At 47.8% G+C, this 20,786-nt stretch carries 16 protein-coding genes; 7 read left to right on the top strand and 9 right to left on the bottom strand.

What is annotated here, in order from left to right; translation table 11 throughout:
• The first annotated feature begins 12 nt into the window (after window positions 1-12).
• The gene (gene recF, locus H6798_01070) at window positions 13-1,056 is read left to right on the top strand and encodes a DNA replication and repair protein RecF (protein ID MCB9821116.1); all 1,044 of its coding nucleotides are present in this window, start codon (window positions 13-15) and stop codon (window positions 1,054-1,056) included.
• On the opposite strand, the gene H6798_01075 is transcribed toward recF, so the two are convergent.
• Genes H6798_01075 through H6798_01100 form a run of 6 tightly spaced genes read right to left on the bottom strand, consistent with a single transcriptional unit; the run spans window position 1,053 to window position 11,760 of the window.
• Complete coding sequence (locus H6798_01075) at window positions 1,053-1,823, bottom strand: hypothetical protein (protein ID MCB9821117.1); 771 nt, start codon at window positions 1,821-1,823, stop codon at window positions 1,053-1,055. The two genes, recF and H6798_01075, sit on opposite strands and share 4 nt — an antisense overlap.
• Complete coding sequence (locus H6798_01080) at window positions 1,823-4,924, bottom strand: D-alanyl-D-alanine carboxypeptidase family protein (protein ID MCB9821118.1); 3,102 nt, start codon at window positions 4,922-4,924, stop codon at window positions 1,823-1,825. Before H6798_01080 ends, H6798_01075 begins: the two co-directional genes overlap by 1 nt.
• On the bottom strand, window positions 4,921-7,881 hold the full coding sequence (locus H6798_01085; GenBank protein ID MCB9821119.1) for a hypothetical protein: 2,961 nt from the start codon (window positions 7,879-7,881) through the stop codon (window positions 4,921-4,923). Before H6798_01085 ends, H6798_01080 begins: the two co-directional genes overlap by 4 nt.
• 54 nt (window positions 7,882-7,935) lie before the next feature.
• Window positions 7,936-9,834, bottom strand: a complete 1,899-nt coding sequence (locus tag H6798_01090; GenBank protein MCB9821120.1) for a DUF87 domain-containing protein — start codon at window positions 9,832-9,834, stop codon at window positions 7,936-7,938.
• Window positions 9,834-10,721, bottom strand: a complete 888-nt coding sequence (locus H6798_01095; GenBank protein ID MCB9821121.1) for a hypothetical protein — start codon at window positions 10,719-10,721, stop codon at window positions 9,834-9,836. Before H6798_01095 ends, H6798_01090 begins: the two co-directional genes overlap by 1 nt.
• A gap of 13 nt (window positions 10,722-10,734) precedes the next feature.
• Window positions 10,735-11,760 (bottom strand): PrgI family protein, encoded by a 1,026-nt coding sequence (locus H6798_01100; protein MCB9821122.1) that lies wholly within the window; start codon window positions 11,758-11,760, stop codon window positions 10,735-10,737.
• A 113-nt stretch (window positions 11,761-11,873) separates the two neighbouring features.
• Between H6798_01100 and H6798_01105 the strand changes: the two genes are divergently transcribed.
• A complete protein-coding gene (locus H6798_01105) occupies window positions 11,874-12,632 on the top strand; it encodes a hypothetical protein (GenBank protein ID MCB9821123.1) in 759 nt (252 codons plus the stop codon).
• Between the two features lie 27 nt (window positions 12,633-12,659).
• Here the strand turns inward: H6798_01105 and H6798_01110 are convergent, their stop codons facing one another.
• Complete coding sequence (locus H6798_01110; GenBank protein ID MCB9821124.1) at window positions 12,660-16,493, bottom strand: hypothetical protein; 3,834 nt, start codon at window positions 16,491-16,493, stop codon at window positions 12,660-12,662.
• A complete protein-coding gene (locus tag H6798_01115) occupies window positions 16,483-16,923 on the bottom strand; it encodes a hypothetical protein (GenBank protein ID MCB9821125.1) in 441 nt (146 codons plus the stop codon). Before H6798_01115 ends, H6798_01110 begins: the two co-directional genes overlap by 11 nt.
• A gap of 121 nt (window positions 16,924-17,044) precedes the next feature.
• Between H6798_01115 and H6798_01120 the strand changes: the two genes are divergently transcribed.
• From H6798_01120 to H6798_01140, 5 genes are all read left to right on the top strand, one after another.
• A complete protein-coding gene (locus tag H6798_01120; GenBank protein MCB9821126.1) occupies window positions 17,045-17,938 on the top strand; it encodes a hypothetical protein in 894 nt (297 codons plus the stop codon).
• 1 nt (window position 17,939) lies between these two features.
• Complete coding sequence (locus H6798_01125; GenBank protein ID MCB9821127.1) at window positions 17,940-18,791, top strand: hypothetical protein; 852 nt, start codon at window positions 17,940-17,942, stop codon at window positions 18,789-18,791.
• Window positions 18,792-19,328: a hypothetical protein gene (locus tag H6798_01130; GenBank protein MCB9821128.1), complete on the top strand. Its 537-nt coding sequence runs from the start codon at window positions 18,792-18,794 to the stop codon at window positions 19,326-19,328.
• 12 nt (window positions 19,329-19,340) lie between these two features.
• On the top strand, window positions 19,341-19,724 hold the full coding sequence (locus H6798_01135) for a hypothetical protein (GenBank protein ID MCB9821129.1): 384 nt from the start codon (window positions 19,341-19,343) through the stop codon (window positions 19,722-19,724).
• A gap of 63 nt (window positions 19,725-19,787) precedes the next feature.
• Window positions 19,788-20,219, top strand: coding sequence for a hypothetical protein (locus H6798_01140; GenBank protein ID MCB9821130.1), 432 nt, complete (start codon window positions 19,788-19,790; stop codon window positions 20,217-20,219).
• Window positions 20,220-20,280: 61 nt separating this feature from the next.
• On the opposite strand, the gene H6798_01145 is transcribed toward H6798_01140, so the two are convergent.
• Window positions 20,281-20,733 (bottom strand): Hsp20/alpha crystallin family protein, encoded by a 453-nt coding sequence (locus tag H6798_01145; protein ID MCB9821131.1) that lies wholly within the window; start codon window positions 20,731-20,733, stop codon window positions 20,281-20,283.
• Window positions 20,734-20,786: the final 53 nt, after the last annotated feature.

The raw sequence follows: 20,786 nt of genomic DNA on the forward strand, positions 1-20,786 counted from the left end.
AAAATATACTAGATGTTAATTCGCTCTATCCGGCTCCAGAACATTCGTGCTCACTTAGACAGCTCTTATGAGTTTGAAGACGGCGTAAATATTCTAGTTGGGCCAAATGCATGCGGCAAGACCACTATTCTAGAGGCAATCGCTTATTTGAGTGGTTTGTCAGTTGTAAGGTCTAGAAACCTATATCGCCACCAAACTGAATGGCAAAGAATCGACATTAGTTACGAAAACCAAGACAGAACCTTAAGAGTAAAAGATGAACAAAAGAGTTTTGATGTAGCTGGCAATAAAAAGAAAAGACTTGGACGCGAAGATATTCAACCAGTAGTTTGGTTTGATCCGGAGGAACTGCGTCTACTCAGGGGCTCACCCCAAAGACGTCGTGACTATTTCGATAGTCTTCTGTGTAGACTTGAGCCAAAATACCAGCTCGCGCTCGGTAGATATAAGAGATCCTTGGTACAGCGCAACAACCTACTCAAGAAACAAAACATTAGCCACCAAGATGTCTTTGTCTGGGATCTAAGACTGGCCGAAAATGCAGAAATTATCAATAGTTCCAGGCAAGCATTTGTGGACGAGATTAACCTGCAAATTAACCCTATTTATCAAACACTCGCAAACTCAAGTCGTGAGCTGAAGCTAAATTATCAGTCTGCTCCTAAAACAACTAACTATAGTCAGGCGCTACTCAAAAGTCTCCAGCAATTCACTAAAAGAGATCAGCTATTAGGCTATACTACCGTCGGACCACATCGTGACGACTTTGTGTTTGAGAGTGCGGGTAGCGGCTTCAGTGCCGAGGCATCTCGTGGTGAAATTCGCACACTAATGCTGGCATTAAAAACAATCGAGATCGAGAAACTCACCAGTCATTATCAGACCAAACCAATTATTCTATTTGACGATGTTTTTAGCGAACTAGACGGCTCCAGACGCAAAGCATTTACAAAAACACTAAGCGGACATCAAACAATAATCACAACCACAGATGCCGACATCGTAACAAAAAATATCGCCAACGGCACAAATATCATAGCTGTCTCAATAAACTAATAGATGATAGTTTGATCTGTTTGGAATTTCTTATGCAAGTTAGGTATATCTGACAGCTGGTAGACTTTTGCTAGCGGGAAACTCCCAATAGCATTAATACTAAATATAATGTCATTCTCGTCGTAGCTATCCTGAAGCACATCTTTAATAATCTTGATGGCTTTATCGACCTCTCGACGATTAAAACCTTCATAAAATATAACCAAAATTTTGTCAGAATTATTAACATACCTAATTGCGTAATACTTAGTTTTGATTGGTATATTTTGCAATAGTTCCGACCTCTTTCCACCCAAGTGCAACTCACTGTCGATATTTACATTATTTGCCAGATCTGTAATCGACAGACTTATCTTTCCAGACCCCAAGTCTGTTACCTTGATAGAAATCGTATCGTCACAGCCGTAGAATTTTCCAGACTGATTAAACACACCATCCTGGATGATCGGCGAACCGGTGAAGGTAAATCCAAGAAGGGTCGAACTGTCTGCAAGTGCCGGGATGGTCTTTCTGGCAAAAAGAGCCATGTCTTCTTGGATGAGTCTAAGATTTACCTCACTATTATCTAAAAATTCGTAAAGCTGACCATGTTCATAGAGTACCGAGTACTCAATTCCAGCAAGTGGATTCTCGTCGTTAATCTGTCTGCTTGGGTTCTTAATATCATTGCCTCCAGTTACTACGAATACCACAACCAACACCGCCAATAACGCCAAACCTAGGAATATGTATCGGTATCGTTTAATCATGTCTTTCAACCCTCTCATTATTTTCCATCTATCGACCAGTGCCAACCCTCGTAGTGGTCAAGGTCGTCCCTACTCTCTTGCTTACCTTTGCCAAATTCAAAGTAGCCGTATCTTGAGGCATTTGCTTGTAGCCACTGAAAACACGGATTATCAACTGCAGAAGTATATAGCTGCTCAATAAGTCTGCCATTACATTCAATATCTAAGGCGAAGCCCATCTGGTGGTTCGAATAGCCTGGAGGTGCTGCACCAGGACAATCAACATATTCAGAGCTACTAGCTAGCGGATATGGTCCGGGTGTCGGCTCAATTCCAGCATCCGCACAATGTCTCTCATAGACAGATACTTGTCCGTCCATTGACCTAAATCCTCCACCAGCACCAGTTGCACTAATATCGAGACCTTGTGCTAGCATATCATTAAATAGTGCGTAGGCACCCTCAGAGATCTGTGAGTTAACCACCAGGTTACCACCAATATCACAAGTTCTAATCTGGAACTCTTTGCCCTTTCTATAGCCAGTGTCTACACCCAGGTCCTTGGTTCCACTGGCGCAAGGCACTCCAGTGGAGTCTTCCATGTCTGGGTCGATACTTCCCGCATAGCTACCACCACAGCCCCGTTGACTACCCGAAGAAGCATACGAACCAGGGGCCATGCCAGAATATGTGTTATATATGTCCTGCGAAAAGCCAAGTCTTCTTGCGGTTTCTTCTGTCTGACCATCGACACTATAGGCATCCGACCCCTCAACAAACACCCCAGGCACCATAAACTCAGTCAACATCGTATACGACGAATCATCGATTGTTACACCAGGCGTCTGCAGGACTGCTAGTACACCAGCATACGATACTGTTAGTTCTTGCCATAAAAACTCCAACTGAAGACGTAAATCTCCAGTGGTTCGACCTTGGGTATCGTTGTTGGCAAAGGCTATTAAGTTTGACTGTCGTCCTTCAGAGGTCCACTGAGCTATACCATAACCAAACTTATTGCGGATATCTGGGTGGGCTTGGCTTGGATCGCTAGGGTCGGTCGGCATATACGGGCTGTCGGGTAGTGGTGCATTGTTCTGCATGTTGTGGGGGTCAATCCCTGACTCTGCCTTCAGGTTGCCCATTACGCCGGCGGCTGCTTCTGGGGATAGGCCTTTATCGGTTACTAGAAAATCCCATGCAATTTTATAACGCTCATCCTCAGCTAGTGTCTCGGTGGAGCCACCCCCAACCGAACAAACACAATTGCCAGTGCTTCTTGCGGTGGTGCTGGTATCCGAGTTGCCGTTTGATGTGATGTGGTTGACGATAAATTTACTCAACATTTTTGTGCCATTGCCGTTTGGATGGATACCATCTCCACCACCTTCACCCAAAGAACTTAATGCATCCGGACTTTGATCCCAAGGTATAACATTTACTCCGTTTGCAGCTGCAACTTCTCTTAAGTAACCGTCGATAACCTTATAGAACTGATCTAGGTCCCAAGGGCTACCGTATAGACTATCACCATGGGAGTATACCGCCGTCCAATAGATGTTTATATCCGGGTTCGCCTCTTTAACCGCATCAATTAAATTTTGAACAGAGTTTTTTATTGTGGTCTCTGCGTTAGATAAAATTCTGCCCGGAGGTGCACCAGGCGCGAGAACTTGGTGCAAATTGTTTGTGCCCAGGCCAACTATTATTGCATCACTTTGGGCGATCGTAGATGCATTTATGTTTACCTGATCAGTTCCCCAATTGATTGCTTGTCCGCCAACTGCACTAAAACCACTTACGGTCATGCCAGCACCCTCTAAGTCGCCTTTCAAGGGTTGGCCAAAACTACTAGTAACTTCTTTACCATCACTGATTACGGTGGGAGAAATAAGCTGGACAGTAATTGAATCACCGAGTACATACACTTTACTTCCGCTTGGCAGTCCACCCCCGTTTACGGCATTTAGGTTACCCCCTTTGTATTTGATCATGTCATTTAAAACCAGATTGTAGTCGACTCCAGAGTTCTTGACAGCTTCGATAGCGTCAATTATTCCCTGTTCGCCTCCATTTGCGCTATAGCCAAATAACGGAGCCACACCTGCAGCAAGCGCCTTTGGTGCAGATTCAGTAAGACCGCCAACCACATTTTTTACACCAGGCCCCTCTAAAGCATCGCTAACAATCAAGCCCTGATGTTTATAAGTAGTTCTCAAAAGATCTACGACTGCAGGAGATACATCAGCAACTAAGCCGTTTTCTGTTAGCCCGGTTATGGTAGAGCTGTTTAGCATCACAATATCTTTATTGGACTTACCAAGGAGAGTTTCGTAGGGCTTCAGGTCGTCGGTCATTTCCGAGAATGCAATGGTGGAAGATTCGTTATCGGTGTTCTTGCCTTTACTTAAACCTGGGAAATGTTTGAAGGTTGGCGAGACTCCGGCTTCTCTCAAGCCCGATGCAAAGGCTGCCGCTTTTCTGGCAACAACCACTGGATCTATAGAAAATGTTCGACTAACCGATGAATTTCCGAACTCCCCGCTTACATCTGAGCTCAAATCTACAACCGGAGCAAGAGCGACATTAACGCCTCGTCCAGCCAGACCCTCACCAATCTGTTTGCCTACGGCCTGGACTTCTGTATCGGTCATTGCTCCCATCTCGTGTGCACTCGGAAAGCTACCTATCTCGGTTTTAAACCTCTGCACACTGCCACCTTCTTCGTCGCTGGCAACCAACAAGGGCACCCCCGAGCGGCTATTCAGATCACTGAATAGAGTAGAATTAAATACACTGTTACCGTTGTTGCCGAGTATTAGCACTCCACCGATCTTGTATTTTTCTACGATTACTCTCATTTCTTCAACCTGGTCTTTGGTAAAGCCAACTATGAATGTTTGAGCAATCCTCTGATCTTCTGTAAAAGAGTTTGGTACCCCAATTGCTTCTGTGGTGCCAGGCACCGAGCACTGAGCATCTTCTGGTATGTAAAATGGATAAAGATATGGCGTACCCGAGTTATAGCCAGCTGCGGCCATCACCACGCCGCTATTTACGATCGAAAAGCAGACCACAAAAACAACGCTTAGCAGGTGCTTCATGCGGCGCAGGCAGTTTTTTATGTATCTTTTGATCATGGCTGGCTTGGCTTACAGGCATTTTGATCGATGAATCTGCCTTGGTTATTTTCTTTCGGAACGGCTCCGTCTGTAAAGTACGCGGTTTTCTCGACAGCCCCATCCCAACTTAACTGAAAGTGGATATGGGTAATGTGTTCCTGAGCACTTTTAGCGCTGGCTACACACTGCCAACCCTTGCTCCGATACCATTCAACTTTCCAGAACTTAGCGTAATCTATGCCAAAGATGTCGGCATTTGTGACCAGCCAGCCAAGCGCACTGTTGCCTTTGGCGAGTTCGGCCGGCACATAGGCCTTAAAGTACGAATCAACCGCTCGCCCAGTGCTATGCATATCGGGGCCAGCGTCTCTGCATCTACCAATTACGCCCGTGCCCCCCTGGCCATACTTGTCGTTAACTAGCTTTTGAATCGCTTTAGCACCAGGCTGTTGAGCATAGCCTCCGTTGTGTGAATCGGCTTCGGGTGGTTGGGTGCCATCCCAAATACACCCCGGGAAATACATATTATATCTCGGATAGTGCACTAATCCCTCAGTGGTAGTAGCTCCTGACTGAGAATTGGTAGAATTGCCGCTCAAGCTGTTTGTGACGGGGGTCTTGCCGTCTAGGTCGAGACAGTCATTAGTGTTGTAGCCGTCGTTGTTACTACCCACCCGTGTAACGGCGTCGATTGTTTCGCAGAACAAGTAGTATCTTTTAAGCTGGAGAGCTCCCTCGTCGTTGCAGCTGTCGTCAACATCGCCTAAGGCCACATCTTTTACGGTGTAGGTTAGGCACTCTCCATAGTCGTCTATAAGACTACCCAGCTTTTCGCCGTCGTTTTTTTCGAGGCTGTTAGTAAGGTCTTGAAAATCGTAGAAACTACCCTCACTAAACCCGTATAGATAATCTTGCATGTCGTAGAATTCTGTTTCCGGGCTGTAGGTTGCAGCTGCGCCAACCCCAGCGAAAGCGAAGTTAAATGAGCTGCTCGGTTTGGTTAGCCACGAGAAGAATCGTCCAATACCTATAGACAGCGTGCTAAAACTAGCCGGAGTGTTTATGAGAATGCTCGAGGTAATCGAGAATGGGCTGCGCGGGCTAAAGTAGGCATATAGCCAGCCTTTAGATCTTTCTGCCTGTTGGTATGCAAGTACACTTTCGCGCTGTTGCATGGATGCCTCTTGAGGTGAGATTTTATTGGTGTATTTCATGGGGATACCAATTGAGCCCGTCAACACATCGCCAGCACCTGCGGCATTATAAGCCTTGGCCCCCTCGCCCGGCCCAAACACGGCGTATGATGTTGTTGCCAACTCGACCGACCATCGTAAAGCAAAGTCTGCAAATGTTCCAAGAGCAAAATCTCGCACCATCCTCTTGGCCGCAAATTTTATTGATTCTGTAGTAAGCTTGGTCGCGCCCTTCGAGCCACCGGCAGACATCACCAATGCCAGCAGCTCGAGCGCTATGGTCGAAAACTGGAAGACTGGATTCATAATCCAGCCACACACATAATCAAGCAGGCTACCTACACCTGGAATAGACTTGCCCGATGCAAGTTCGCCAACAGTCGCCACAACGTCCAGTGTTTCTAGGTCTAACCCCAATAATTTCATTGGCGAATCAGCATTTGTGGCTCGATTATCTAAAGGCACTGTACTAATCGGCCTCCCAGTGGCCATGGCATACTCTTGTGACAGCTCAGCTCCCTCCCACTTTTGGGTTTCGTAGTGCAAGGCATCTTGGGTGGCATTCTCGCCACCGGCATGGAACTGATCATTAGCTGTAAACAGGCTCGAGGCATGGTTCATAAAGCCGTCAATCCGCCCATCAATGGCTGTACGTATATTCTTAAACACATCCCTCCCCATGCAATATAGCGTTAGATAAAATAAGTAGTCGGAGATCTGACCAACCCGATTGAGTCGTTCGATTGCATTTGACCCCAAAACTCGCTTGAACCTGCTGACTCGACCCTCTTTTATGCCTTCCTCGAACTCGTTCGCGGCTGCCCGTGCTTCGCTAATAGATGGTTCTGGTGGTGCCCTACCTGCGCGTACATGCGACACGTCTTCGGTTAAGCCTGCTGCCCTCATTTCGGTCAAACTCAGTCTTCTGCCAGCTTTCTGGGCGGCTAGAAATTCTTTAAATCTTGCTAGCACTATTCCACTAGATTCACGCACATAGCGCATGGTTCGTCGCCGAAACAACCAGCCCTTATTCATGTTAACTAGACCTTTATCTATTTGGCTGGTAAGTTCATCAAGCAAAACACCTTCAGTAATAGCACCAGGACCACGGGTTGTTCTTTTTATCTCTACCCCGGCCTCGTCTATGTAGCTAAACCCGGTTAATTTTCTTGATCCTGGTATTGATCCACGGCCATAAGTTAGTTTAATATCAGCCGCACCCATAGTTAGTAGAGCTTTCTCTGGCGTCCAGCCAGCCAGCCGACTAATTAGTCCAGTCCTACCCCCAGGCAAATTCCTTGGAATTAATGAATCATCCGTCAAAGAAAACTGAGCAATAGTAATTTGTCTGGTGACTTTGCCAATAGCCCTCTGGGTTTGGGCAAAACGGTAGGTGTGTTGGAGCTGCGCCAAGTGCTCGATCGAAAAGCCTAAAAATAAATACAGAACCAAAAAAACTGCAATAACCGGTAAGCCGATTACCCCGATTATTGCCAGCGCAGCCTTCTTGCGATCCTTTTTATCGCCCGAATCAGAGTCGTCACCTACCTGAGCGCTCTTGGCACCACCAGCTTTAGCCAGTTTTTGCTTCTCGGTTGCAGCCTCTTTAGAACCAGCATCTGCGCCTAAGCTACCAGTGTATGCTTGGCCCTCATCTAGTTTACTGCCAGCCGATTCGCCGGCAGGTCGTTCTGCAAGCTTAGTGCCAGCTTGCCGGTTGTACCAACCACCTTCTTGGTCGAGAGCACTCCGCTCATCACTCCATTTGTCGTCTACGCCCATATTTGAAGTTTATTTTACCAATTTTATCTTTAAATTAACAGTTTGGGGTTGCTGCTAAACCGTCGTTCCCTGGTCTAGGAATTCCTGATTGCGCGCATCTTGCTGGGCCTGTTGCTGTTGAAGGGCTTTTATCTGGTCTGGATTTGTAGTAATTAGGCTCTGTTCTGTTTGGCTGGGTAAAATCTGAATATGGACATGGCTTTGGCCGGCAAAGAATAAGCCCTGCCCAACCGGAAAGTTACTTAGCCGCTTACGCTCCTCACTGGTGAGCTTAAACACATCCGCCAAGACATCAACCGCCGACGGCGATTGCTTTAAGAGAATCTGCATGCTGGCGTTAGCCACAATTGCTCGGCCCATACGCGAACTCATAAAGTCCTCAACATCTTGAGTGATCGTGGTTAAGCCTAGATAATATTTTCGGCAGCGTTTAGCAATACTAAACAAGAAACTAGCCGAGTCTTCGTACTTCATCAGCTGCCAGGCCTCGTCGACGATCAGTAACCGTTTGCGCTGGTCGGCCTTGGTCTTATTCCAGATATAGTTAAGCACAATAAACATCGCTACAGGTCGCAGCTCATCCTCGAGGTCGCGCACGTTAAAAACAACCATCGGGTTATTAATGTTTATATTGCTTTGTTGGCTAAAAATGCCCGCAAACGTACCGCTGGTGTATTTACGTAGTCTCTGGGCAAGCTGAGGCCCATTGCCACCCATGTGTAGGAGTGTGTCGTAGAGGTCGCTAATTGTCGGTGGCGGGCTACCGTGTGTGAGCGGATCGCTAGTTATGCCGGCTTTTTCATAAGTTTCGATCAAAGCGGCATCTAGGTCGGCTTCTTCGCTAGGTGCGAGTACCGGTGTAGTGGCCCCACCATTGGCCGCCATAGCTGCCTGGGCCCCACCCATCATTAGGCGCATTAACCCGTGCAGGGTGATTAGGTTGCTACGCAAGGCGTTGTCGGCATCTTCACTGTCAAACACCTGTGGAATATCGAATGGGTTGATTCGAGTCGGGCTGTTAAGACTAAGTTTTACGTAAGCGCCACCTACAGCCTCGCACATTCGCTGGTATTCGTTTTCTGGGTCGATAATCACAATCTCGGTGCCGACCATCAATTGGCGCAAAGCCTCGAGCTTAACGGTAAAGCTTTTACCAGCACCGGCTTTAGCGAAGACCACGCTGTTGCTGTTTTCTAGGCTAAATCGATCAAAAATTACCAGGCCAGAGTTGTGCATGTTAATGCCGTACAGAATACCGTTTTCTTGGGTTAGATCAGCGCTAGTAAACGGAAAACTTGTGCTAATTGCGCCGGTGTTCATGTTGCGCCTAATCTGCAGTTTATCGACAAATTGAGGAATGGTCGTACTTAAGCCTTGCTCCTGCTGGGCGCTGGCTGGCTTGCTGTGAACAAGCTGCTGGCCAAGCATGCTCTCTACTTTGTGGCTAACAAACTCGAGCTCGTCTAGACTGCTGGCGTAAATTGTAAAGTACAAGCCAAAGCGGAAGAAACGCTCTTCGCCAACCTGCAGCTTATCGCGCATTTCTTCGGCGTCGAGAATCTGGGCTTGTTTGGCGGGGTCGCGCACCCGGCCCTTCTCGGCATCAATCTGGATTCCGGCTTCGAGCTGACCGACTTTTTTGCGCAGGTTGTCTAAGACCACCTGGCTCTCAACTGGATAAACATACATCGATATATCGATAATTTCGTCGAGGTTAATCATGCCCGACAGCCAGCCGGTATACACTTGCCTTGGGTAGCCGTAGACGTAATAGGTCCGAGCATAGCGAGTGCCTAGCTGAAAGTAAGAGCTTTGGAGCTCGAGCGAGCTTGGCGCAATGAAGTCTCGCAAAGCAGTTACACCTTTTTGGAAGGCTTGCTGGACTTCCATTTCCTCACGCATTCGCTGCTGCTGGGCCAAAGTTACTGGGTCAATCTGTTTTTTACCAAACATTAGCCTATACTCCTGTCTAGATTGTGGTCGATTGCTTGGCCATCGCCCTTGGTAACCACTGGAGCCGTCATCTGGCTAAAATCTTTCAGCTGCTGGCGAGTGGCGGTATCGGGGTTGTAAGAATCATAGTAAAGCTCGATTAACTCTTGGGTGTCGAGTGGCAAACTCTGCACCCCGGATTGAGACAAGCCCTGCATCACAGCCTGGACGCGATTACGGAGTTCATCTTTAGCCCGTTCGAGCGTTGGCTCGTCGATAGTAACGTGATCGGCAGTTTTATTAAAGTTAAAGATGTTGCTAAACATGTTCTTGGTTTCTTTGATGGCGTTTTGGGCATCAAAGCCCTCGCGAAAATATGGAATCACCACATAAAACATTTTATCCATCACATTGGTTTGCTGCGATAAATCTTCCATAAAATATATATAATCTTGCATCAGCACAGACAGCAGCATGTTGTCATGTTCGGAGCGAATTTTTTCGAGCTTTTGGATGTATGGTGCTAGATCGACCTTGCGCGATCGAATAAACACCTGAATCGGAAAGTAAAGCGAGTTTAGGAAGCCCTGATAAGCGTACTCAACCCCCTCCCTTTCCTGGGGGCTCATCAGGTCGAAGTTGATCGATTTACACATCACAACTGCCCTAAACGAACCATCGTTCATTACTACAATTCCGTCGCGAATTTCGGCAATGTCTAGAGTGTTTTGGGTGCTATTGGGGTTAATCGGCGGTTTGGCCATCGGCATCGGCTGGGGGCTGGTGGGCGTTGTGGGCTGGGCTGGAGGCACTTGGGTGAGCGGGGCTGGAATATTTGGGTCTACCATCGGATAAGTCGCGGCCGTTGGCTGGACTGGTGATTGGACTGGTTGTATGTTTGGATCCATCTTCTTGCCCTCCCTATTTTAAGCTTACCTCAAAGCCGTCGTCGATGTAGTCGTGGTCGCGGTTGGCTTGTTGCTGAATGGTGGCGACCGTAAAATCATCATTTTCTGCAAGCTGTTTGATTATACCCGATTGCTGCATAGATGGCACAGATTCTGTTGGAGAGTTTACCGGGTCAGCCTGCGCGTTGGCTGGTGGCAAGCTGCTGGGTATTGGCGGTGGTGGGGCTGTCTGTGGCTGGTTAGAGTTAATGATTGCCGTGGCCGCTTGAGGGCTCACGCTTACTTCATTTACTTGGTCGGGCAAAACGCCCAAACGAGCTTGTTTCTTGTGCAGGTTTTCTAGAAATGCTTGTTCGGTTGGCTGAATCTCGGGCTGTTGAGGAGCAGGAGCCGATGCGTTGGAGCTCATTTTGGCAGCCAAGGCTGCTTTGGCAGCTTGTTGTTTGTCGTCTAACATCTGTTGAAAATGCTGGGCAACGCTATTGGCGTTGTTGTCTAAAATATCGTCGCTAGCGCGCACATCAACATCTTGGACCATCTGAGGTATGTCGCTTGGCGCAACTAAGCGGTCGGGGCTCTCGATTCGCTCGGGGCTCGACAAGTTAAGGATTACATTTTTGACAGCCCACCCGCGTGAGTCGACTGTATTAGCTAGAGCCCGCAATCGGCTAGTCACTTGGTCGCGATTCAAACCGTCAGTATAGTGCTTGATTTCTTTTTTGGGCACAGTAATAGTTACTAACTCTTGAATACCGGTTTGGTCCCAGATGCGCTTTTTAGGTTTAAACATAAATCTTAGTCTAGCGGCTAGCCAGACATCGTTCGGTTGGTCGCGTCCCAGCGGTGCTGCCAAAAAGCCGAATGGGATCATCCCAAACAAAAATGGTATAAAGGCTGCCGGGTGGGTGTTGCTCGATATAAAGTAGCCAACAGCGCCGATTGTGGCGGTGATTCCGGCGAACACAAACTGCTTTAGGGTCAGTGGACCCAATATCTTATCTTCTGCCTCTATATCCTGCAGTACCTTATACGTTGCCATAGGTTATGGTTATTTTAACACCGCTACGCCAGTTAATCTACATCTGATAAGTATAAACAAACTACTAAAAGTACTTTACAAAAACACAAGCTTATGCTAATATATGGCACATTATGGCACTACAAGAATCATTACCAACACGAATCGCAGACGGTTTAGACGAAGCTCACCGAACCTATATGGCTGAGCCAGCAACCGAATTTATCAACAACAGCTTTGCCCCGGAACAACAGCGCAAGATTAGACGCGTTGCACGCGTGGTGGGCGCTGTAGCAACTGCAGGCTTGGTTAGCTTTGTGGCTTGGCGCGGCGGCATGAATGTCAAAGAGGCCTGGGATACAGCTTGGGATTCATCTCTTGCGGTTGCCGACCGACCTTTGGAGGTAGCCAAAGATCTGCTACCTTCTTGGGGAGAAGCATTTGCCGGGTTAGGTATCGCAGCAGCAGCTGCATCGTCTAAAGCTATCGGTACCGAAAGACACTCTGGCGATCCAGTTTGGAGTGAGCGTGACGGTGTAACCCAGAGAGCTATTGCCGCTAAGCGGCGTGGCGTAAAATGGGTTGCTCGCAAAAAGCAGAACGTAGGCATTAAGCTAGGCTCTAGGGTTGCTGGCAAGCAAGCGAAACAACGCACGAAGTTTGGCAGTAGATCAACAGCGTCTGACACTCATTTTAGCAACGCCCGCAGAGGGTTCGGCGTACCGGGCCGTGGCAGCTATAGGCGAGTTAATAGATCTATCGAACGTGGTGAGGGCGCTGGTCGTCGCGCTGCGAGGTCAGCCGGCAGAGCTGCTAAAGCCAACTACAATATGAGTAGACGTACAAGAATCGATGACGCCAACCAGGCTCGGGTCGATCGCCTGCCTGATTAATTAGTATCAATTATACGAGTCGTTACACTAAAGATCTTTGACGTCCTGCTTCATTAACTTCGACAGCTGGCCATTGAGCTTCATGTTATCAAGTATGGTTCGCGAATCTACACCAGCTGGAGCGTCGCTAAGGTACTCACCCCATGCCGCTTTACCTTCGGCAGCCTTAGCCTCATCACTAAGCCCATGAAATTTTTCTGCTCTCTTTGCTTTCAGGGTTGCGTCTGTGTCTCCGTCGCTAACATCAATCGTTAAGGCAGAGGATACATCCTTTACGGAGCCAAAGTTTATATTCTTAGCATCGTTCCATGACTCGTGTCTTCCGCCACTGGCGAGTTGGCTTTGCAGACTAGCTAACCCTGCGTAGTCTCTTCTGTCTCCAAGAGCTTGCATTGCCGCGTCTAGAACACCATCACTATTGTCCGCATTTGCCGCCATAGCTCTCGCTACAATATCATCAGTTGAGAGGTGCTCCATGGCCGATCGGTGATTCTCTGCATTTGCTTTGCGTGCAGTACGTAGCTGATTGGCTCTAACGGCATCAGGATTATATGTCTCTGCAGCAGCGTCAGCACCCTGTCTTTGGGCTACCGCCTTAGCCTCGGCCAAGCTCATGCGTTGATATATAGGGTTACCGTAAGCATCTGTACCGACCTGGACGTTCTTTTGGTCCATCAAATCCATACGCTGGGTGAAGTCCTGGTGCCCTTGCACTCGGTCTCTAGTCGCCTGGAGTCTAGCAGCTTGGCGCTTGCCTCGCCCGGCCCCAAGTGTTCCAGTGCGAGCCCTATCGAAGATACCGCCAGCACCAACCGCCAGCTTCTCACGAGATCTGGCAAGCTTGTTTTCTTGGCCCCATTTCTTTTGTTGGTCACGCTTGCTGGTGAGGTTGTTCTTGCCGCGGTCGATTAGACCCTTGGACTTGTCGTTTACCATGCCGGTAATGTTGCGGAATATGCCCATCATCGACTTCATGAGGAGTGGAATTGCAAAATAGCCTCCCACATAGGCCACGATGCCAATAAACCAGGCTACCAAGCTACCGTTTGCTGCCGAAATAGCTGCAAATATCTTACCGATTGCCACGATACCAACAATTGCTGGGTACATAAACAATAGGCCGGTAAAAGTTGAGCGCCATTTCTTCCACATGCCGTCATCGCCCGGCAATACCCAAGCTGCAATTGCTAGCGGGCTAGCGATTAACAAGAGAATAATTGCCATCTTCCTAAATACCAGAGCTATAAACGCCCCCAACATGGCCGTGGCAGCTGTATAGGCGATTGCCAGCACGCCAAAGAGCCCAATGCTCACTAGGGCAACTGCTCCGAGACCAGCGCCGGCGGCAAACAGCAGTCCTTCGCCAGTGCCAGAGCCTGTAAGCGAGCCCATAAAGATATGCGCCATCTTGAGGTCTTTTACGTGTACGGTGTCACCAGCAATGCTTACCTCTGAGAAAGGATAGTAAATTATCGCTTCGACACCTGAGCCAATCGCATTAACTAGTTTTATGAGCCCCACGCATAGCACCCAAGACAGCTGCATGGCAATCACACCAATCAGGAGCCTCGGCAGGTATTTTTTGATTGTATAGCTACTAAAGAATCCAAGGTCGAGCGCCGTCGAGATAACCATAAATAAAGCCGTAAAGACTATGCCAACCGTGGCGATGTTTTTGATTAGCGACCACGAAACCTTATAGGCGTTGGCCACCCCGTCTCTTGTGCTTGCTGCCGAGGTAAGATCTCGAGATTCCGAAACAGTCAGCAAATTGGTGATCACGCCGTCTATCCAGGTTATTAGACTATCGGCGGCTTGGAGCAAAGAGCAGCCCAGCCATGTGAGTGGGTTCGAGCCAAAACTGGCCGACTCACAGGTATTGGTAAAGTAGGCGTCTTCTGTGACTACTGCTATTTCGTTGTCTCCGCCTAAATCACTAAGGCTCTCAGCCAATGCTGAACGTGCCGGATAAGCTATGTATACATACCCTACCGTGCCATCCCGGTCCTTTATATCGGGCTGAACGTCTGCAACTCCTGCAGCGGTAGCCCTAACCTTACTTACCCATCTTTCGTGATAACCTGTTACATTCTCTTCAATAGAGCTGCCCATAAAGCAGCTTGCCTGATCATCGACCCAGTGAATACGTCGATTCCTGTCATATACCAGAGCGGTAGCTGCGCGTAAAGAGTTCCTGTCCGTCGCACTGCCACTGGTAGTAAAGGCGTCTGATATATCAGTTCCAACATCTCTTGGCCTATTGATTAATAGGAAAGATTTTGGATACCCGCCATCGCTTGGGATGCAGCTTTCGGCTGTCCATATTTCCAGGTCTGGACTGGTCATGTCGCCAAACGCCGAGGTTATATTTATATTAGATAAGAGGTCGGGCTTATTTGTATTCGGATCGGTTGGCTTCTCTAGTGTAGAAACGAACTCTTCAAGCGTTTGAGCATCTGGGTTGGGAATCCAGCGCTTCAGCTGTACATCAGCTGCACCGTCTTTACCATAAGAATAGATATAGGCTGTACCATCAACTATCTTCCAGTATAGACTTGCAAACCACTGCCTAAACATGGTGCTGCTATCATAAAAGGCACGATCGCTATGTGAGTGGTATGCAGGGCAGTTATCGTTCCCTGCCTCGCCACATCCACGGCTCAGGTTGTGCACGGTATCAATCTTATCTTCAGATAGGAAACCAATTACTGCAGTGACCGATAAGCGTTCTTGGTTGCCGTCGTCGTTTTCTCTCAAGATGTTACAGTCAACCCCACTGGCCTCATTACCTCTGTCAGTGTATTCAACAGGTACTGCAGCGATTCGTCCGTATCTACCTCTATTTCCATCTTCTTCGGAGGTCCGGACTGCAAACCCGCCCCTACATTGCTTCGAAGCCGAGTGCACCCAGGCGTAATCCGTATCGTCGTAGTGATCCTTGGCGCCTGCAACCCCGGGCCTTAATGGCCAATATGTCGCTAATCCGTCATCGACTAACCGTTGCTGGTCACCGTCTCCCCAAAAGTTTTCACTTGCCATTGCGTAAATGACAGGATCATTAGTCCCGGGATAATTAATCGATCGATCGATAATCTCGAATGGCGAAATGGCAACGAACCTAAGAGGGTCTGCAAACTCGCCCTCATCAAATGCAACCCCATTATAATCTACCCAAACACGACCGTTGGTGCTTGAGCTTGGTGACGGCGCCCCTACTGATGCCGACGCATCGTAATTTAGGCCGTCTGCAATAATAATTCGCGAACTGGCTGCGCTAAGTCCTGGACAGTAATTTGTTCCATCTACCCCAAGGGTCAATAAATAACTACCGCCTTTTATTATTTCTGGATTAAATAGCTGTGGGTCCTCATTGCTTGGTGTATAAAAGGTTGGGTAACTTGGGGATGTGTTGCTGTGCCGAGGCATAACGGGCTGTAGTACAACCTCGCTCAAGGGAGTGCCCGTCTCACCGCAGATTGTGTTTACAGTTCCGTTATTTACTCTTTCGGTCCTATAAACCTGATCGCCAGCGTCATATCTAAGATCGATGCTGAATATCTGTGATGCCAAAGTTAGGACTGCGTAGTCCTGACTATATTCGGCCCTAATGATTTCGGCATCTGGATAGTCAATATCGTCCATAAGGTCGTTATAGTAATACCATTGAAATATACCCGCTTGAGGAAAATCTACCCTAGGTTTTCCCGGGTCACTAAAATCTTGGGCAGCATAAGCAGACTGTGGCCCTACTCCGACTCTAGAAGCCAGCAATACTAAAACCAATGCAGCAAAACCAAAGACCTTGGTAATCACCACGAGCAGCGCATCTCTTTCTGTTGTAATTATCCGCTTAATTCTCATCAGCACCCTTGTTGTTATTGTTTATCGGCTTTGACTGTATATATACTACGACCCAACTGCCGTCTTCTTGTTTCTCGGTGTCTAATCGAAAATCATACCTCGGATCTTGCTCGGCAACTGTTAAGAAGTATATCCTTTTGTATGAATCGCTCTCTTTCACCGATTTATCAAATCTTGGCTCTAGGGCTAGTTGGTAATCTATGCTCTTTCGAAAGTCACTCCATGCGTCTTGTGTCACGGAATCTTTGAGTGTCTTGGAGGTGCGGGCGTAACTTTCGCTGTCTTTCTTGTCTACTAGTAGCTGCATAACTTTCTTGGCTTCTTTTACGGCCGGATCTGCAGTTAAAGATCTAAAAAGCAAGTAGCCGCCCACTAGCAGACCGGCAACAATTGCCGAAACAACGATTACGCGCAATGTTTTTCGATTCATATCTATTTGTTGTAACACCCTTTTTGTTAAACCTACTATACTACGGGCTTAAGTATAAGCAAAGTATTGTTGGCGTAAGCTGTTGATTATTCGGCCACAAAGAAGTAACATAAGCAAATAAATGAAGCATCTAAACAAAAAGTTTATTAGCGTCGGTCTTCTGCCCGTATTGTTATTTCAAGTACTAGTGGTTGTTTTTGGATTTGCACCAAAGTTGTCTGCTGCACCAACTCGGGCCCAGTGTAGTAGTACAGGCGGAACATGGATAACTCTAGATGGTGGCCAGTGTTCTTGCCCGTATGGTTACAATGCGACCGAGACAGGCTGCCTAACTAGTAGCGCCACAGATAGCGAGCTTAATGATCTGGCAGTATATGTTTGCTCGGAAATTACAAATTCTGGCGAACGTAACGATTGCGTTAACAACATCCTCCAGAACGGCCCAACCGAAAGCAACATTAGCAACTACTGTAGTTATTATGCACTCGTGAATGGTGTTTACTCGGATTCACGCAATACAACATGCTTAGAAAAGTTCACCGCCGGCGTGGGAGAGACTGGCAATGGTAGTTCGGGTGGCGGTAGTTCGGGTGGAGGTAGTTCGGGTGGAGGTAGCTCGGGTGGACAGATCGGTTCTGGAGGCGGGACTGACACCAACAATCCTGAGCCCACCCCCACCCAGAGCGCCTGTGCGCCTGATGAGTTTGATGTCTACGGTGTCTGCGACAATAGCAACCAAGATACTTTTACCTGCGACGGCACAGCCGGCGACTGCCTGGGAGGCTTGCCAATTATGAAAACACTCTCCAAGGGTCTAGACATTATGTCGGTAATTGTGGTGCCGCTGATGATAATTCTGCTGATTGTGGCCGGTATACAGTATACGGTGGCTCGCGAAGATCCTGGCAAAGTGCAGTCTGCGAAAAACCGCATATATAACGTCGTGTGGGCATTAGTGGCCTATGTATTTTTGTGGGCGTTCCTGCAGTGGTTAATACCCGGGGGAGTATTCTAAAATGCTAAGTAACCCATCTAAAAAAATACAAGCAATATTGCCAAGCCTGGTGATTCTTGTGTCGGTATTTTCTGGTTATGTTGGTTTTGGGATGGCAAAAGTGTCTGCCGAGATAAAAAATCCTTCGGTATGCCGTAATTCGGGAGGAGAGTGGCTAACAGTTGATGGTGGAACTTGTGCTTGCCCCTACGGTGAGAACACCGCTGGTACTGCCTGTAACTCGCAGCCCCGAAACGATGCCGACTGCAAAAGAATCGATTCAGAGGCGTCCATAAGCCTTACGGATGTTGGTGCCTTGTGCGTTTGCCCGAGTGGATTTTTCTTCGACTCTGTAGACGGCTGCGTCACCCAAGCACAGATCGACTGTGAGAGCTCTGGCGGAGCAATGAGTGGCTCCGAGTGTGTATGCACCGGTAGTCGCGAATACAATAGTTCTACCGGTAAATGTGAGATTCCTAGCGTCGACAACTCTGCATATGTGGCTGGCCCTTGCGAAGTAGCCGGATCTTTTTTGGGTATCCCTACCTGGTATCGTGGCCTAAGTGTCGATACGGCGAATAACTGCGAGATAGTCTTAGATACCGACAAGCTTTCGAACACCGATATCAGTCGAACATCTGTTAACCCGCTGATTATTGTGGCTTTTAATGTGATCGATGCCCTGTCGCGAGTAGTTGGTATTCTGGCCGTAGCGTTTGTGATTGTTGGTGGGTTTAAATATGTAATCAGCGACGGCGCTCCTGACCGCGCCAATAACGCCCGCAAGACTATTACTAACTCACTGATTGGTGCGGTTATCGCGGGGGTATCCTCAATATTAATAACTGTTGCCGTAAAGGTGTTAGGAGCATAGATGGACCTACTCGCAAAAATTATTGACAAGCCGGTTGGGCTGCCAGCGGTTCTACCTGACGATTCGACTCTAAAGGGTGTGTTGACCCTGACATTTGGTGTGCTCGGAGGCTTAAGCTTACTGATGATTACCCTGCAGGGTCTGCGCTATACCCTGTCCGATGGCGACCCCCAAAAAACCAAACAGGCCAAGAATGGTATCGTCTACGCACTGGCCGGGATTGTGATTGCTCTGCTTGGTACTTCGATAGTGCAGTTTACGCTTGGCAATATCTTTACTGGTCTTCAGGCCGACGAAACTACACTTGTTGGTACGTCAAGTTTATTTGTGCGAGTAGCTTCGCTAATTTCTTTTGCAACCGGCATCGCCTCGGTAATTATGATTGTGGTTGCTGGTATAAAATATAATTTGTCGAACGGCGACCCCCAGAAAACCGCTAGCGCTAAGAATACAATTATCTATGCGCTTACAGGCGTGGTTATATCGGGGATCGCTGCCCCAATAATAATATTCGTAGTTAATAAAGTCGCTGGTTAAGGAGGAACAAAAATGATCACAATAATAAAACGTAGCTTGCTAATCTTCGGGCTACTCGGTATGGCCCTGACTCTAGTTGCGGCGGCTGGACCTGACCGAACTTTTGCCGATGAGCAAACAGATGCGGTAATCGGTGGCGCTAGTCAGGTGCCCGGCCAAGGCGGAGGCACAAAACTTACGAGTGTTGTTAAGAATCTGCTCACGGTACTCTCGTGGGTGGCTGGAGTGATTTCGGTAATCATGATGGTAGTCTCGGGTATTCAGATTAGCGTTGCTAATGGTGATGCCAGTAAGGTTGGCCGCGCCCGCAACAGCATAATCTACGCCGTTGTTGGATTGGTTGTAGTTATTTTGGCGCAGACGATCGTCCGATTTGCCCTCAACAACATTACCTAAAGCTTGCGATTTAGACTTCTATGGTATATAAATTAAGCATAAGATGAAAAAAGGATAAAATATATGATTCAAAAAATTAAACTATCATTAATCGCATTTGTGGCCATGGCTTTGCCAATGGTACCTGCTGTGGTCAGTGCTGCTACAACCAACACGACTGGTGACAGTTCGAATGCCGCCTGTGCAGGCGCAAATCTAGACGCCAGTGCACTCGATGGTACTGGTGGTGCGACTTGTGATGCATCAACAACCGAAGATACATCCATCAATAACTTGGTCCGAAGCGTGATCACAATCTTTTCTTGGGTTGTAGGTGTAGTGTCGGTTATCATGATTATTATCGCCGGCTTCAAGTATGTAGTATCTGGTGGTGATAGTGGCGGTGTATCTGGCGCTAAAAACACGATCATCTACGCGATTGTTGGACTCGTGGTTGTGCTACTAGCTCAGATTATTGTTCGATTCGTTGTCAACAATGTAAATACTGCCGGTTAAGCTTTAGACTCCAATTTAAAAAGCCTCCCACATGGGAGGCTTTTTTGGCTGTCTAAATCTACTATTCAATGGCAATCTTTTTGACTGTGTCTTGTTGGACCTTGGTGAAGTTAACTGTCAAGACTCCGTCTTTAAGTACGGCCTGAATCTCATCTTCTTTGACTGGTGCTGGTAGTGTGATGCTGCGGGCAAACTCACCCCAATAGCATTCTTGCACAAAATAGTTTTCGACGTCTTCCTCTACCCCAGCGCTCAACGAGCCTCGGATGGTTAGGGTATTGTCGGCAATACTAACATCCAAATCTTCTTTGTTTACGCCAGCGACTCGGCATTTTACGACTAGCTTTTCGCGAGTCTCGTAGACATCTAAGGCTAGTTGCCCTGGCAGCTCAGCGGCTTCTTCGGTGTCGTCTGCCCAATCGTCGGCAGGTGCTTGAGCGGCCATTTGGTCCTCGACTGCACCAAAATCGTCATCTCCCAAAAATGCTGCGGTTAGTTCATCTTCTACAAACATATCATCGTCTTTTTTTGCCACTTTATCCCTCCAGAAATTATTAATCAACGACA

The sequence above is a fragment of the Candidatus Nomurabacteria bacterium genome, from assembly GCA_020631905.1.
Lineage (GTDB): Bacteria > Patescibacteriota > Saccharimonadia > Saccharimonadales > VXPC01 > JACKGQ01.

Bases quoted from the DNA above. Each gene is read 5' to 3' on its own strand.
- recF (MCB9821116.1), top strand. From the start codon at position 13: ATGTTAATTCGCTCTATCCGGCTCCAGAACATTCGTGCTCACTTAGAC.
- H6798_01075 (MCB9821117.1), bottom strand. From the start codon at position 1,823: ATGAGAGGGTTGAAAGACATGATTAAACGATACCGATACATATTCCTA.
- H6798_01080 (MCB9821118.1), bottom strand. From the start codon at position 4,924: ATGATCAAAAGATACATAAAAAACTGCCTGCGCCGCATGAAGCACCTG.
- H6798_01085 (MCB9821119.1), bottom strand. From the start codon at position 7,881: ATGGGCGTAGACGACAAATGGAGTGATGAGCGGAGTGCTCTCGACCAA.
- H6798_01090 (MCB9821120.1), bottom strand. From the start codon at position 9,834: ATGTTTGGTAAAAAACAGATTGACCCAGTAACTTTGGCCCAGCAGCAG.
- H6798_01095 (MCB9821121.1), bottom strand. From the start codon at position 10,721: ATGGATCCAAACATACAACCAGTCCAATCACCAGTCCAGCCAACGGCC.
- H6798_01100 (MCB9821122.1), bottom strand. From the start codon at position 11,760: ATGGCAACGTATAAGGTACTGCAGGATATAGAGGCAGAAGATAAGATA.
- H6798_01105 (MCB9821123.1), top strand. From the start codon at position 11,874: ATGGCACTACAAGAATCATTACCAACACGAATCGCAGACGGTTTAGAC.
- H6798_01110 (MCB9821124.1), bottom strand. From the start codon at position 16,493: ATGAGAATTAAGCGGATAATTACAACAGAAAGAGATGCGCTGCTCGTG.
- H6798_01115 (MCB9821125.1), bottom strand. From the start codon at position 16,923: ATGAATCGAAAAACATTGCGCGTAATCGTTGTTTCGGCAATTGTTGCC.
- H6798_01120 (MCB9821126.1), top strand. From the start codon at position 17,045: ATGAAGCATCTAAACAAAAAGTTTATTAGCGTCGGTCTTCTGCCCGTA.
- H6798_01125 (MCB9821127.1), top strand. From the start codon at position 17,940: ATGCTAAGTAACCCATCTAAAAAAATACAAGCAATATTGCCAAGCCTG.
- H6798_01130 (MCB9821128.1), top strand. From the start codon at position 18,792: ATGGACCTACTCGCAAAAATTATTGACAAGCCGGTTGGGCTGCCAGCG.
- H6798_01135 (MCB9821129.1), top strand. From the start codon at position 19,341: ATGATCACAATAATAAAACGTAGCTTGCTAATCTTCGGGCTACTCGGT.
- H6798_01140 (MCB9821130.1), top strand. From the start codon at position 19,788: ATGATTCAAAAAATTAAACTATCATTAATCGCATTTGTGGCCATGGCT.
- H6798_01145 (MCB9821131.1), bottom strand. From the start codon at position 20,733: ATGTTTGTAGAAGATGAACTAACCGCAGCATTTTTGGGAGATGACGAT.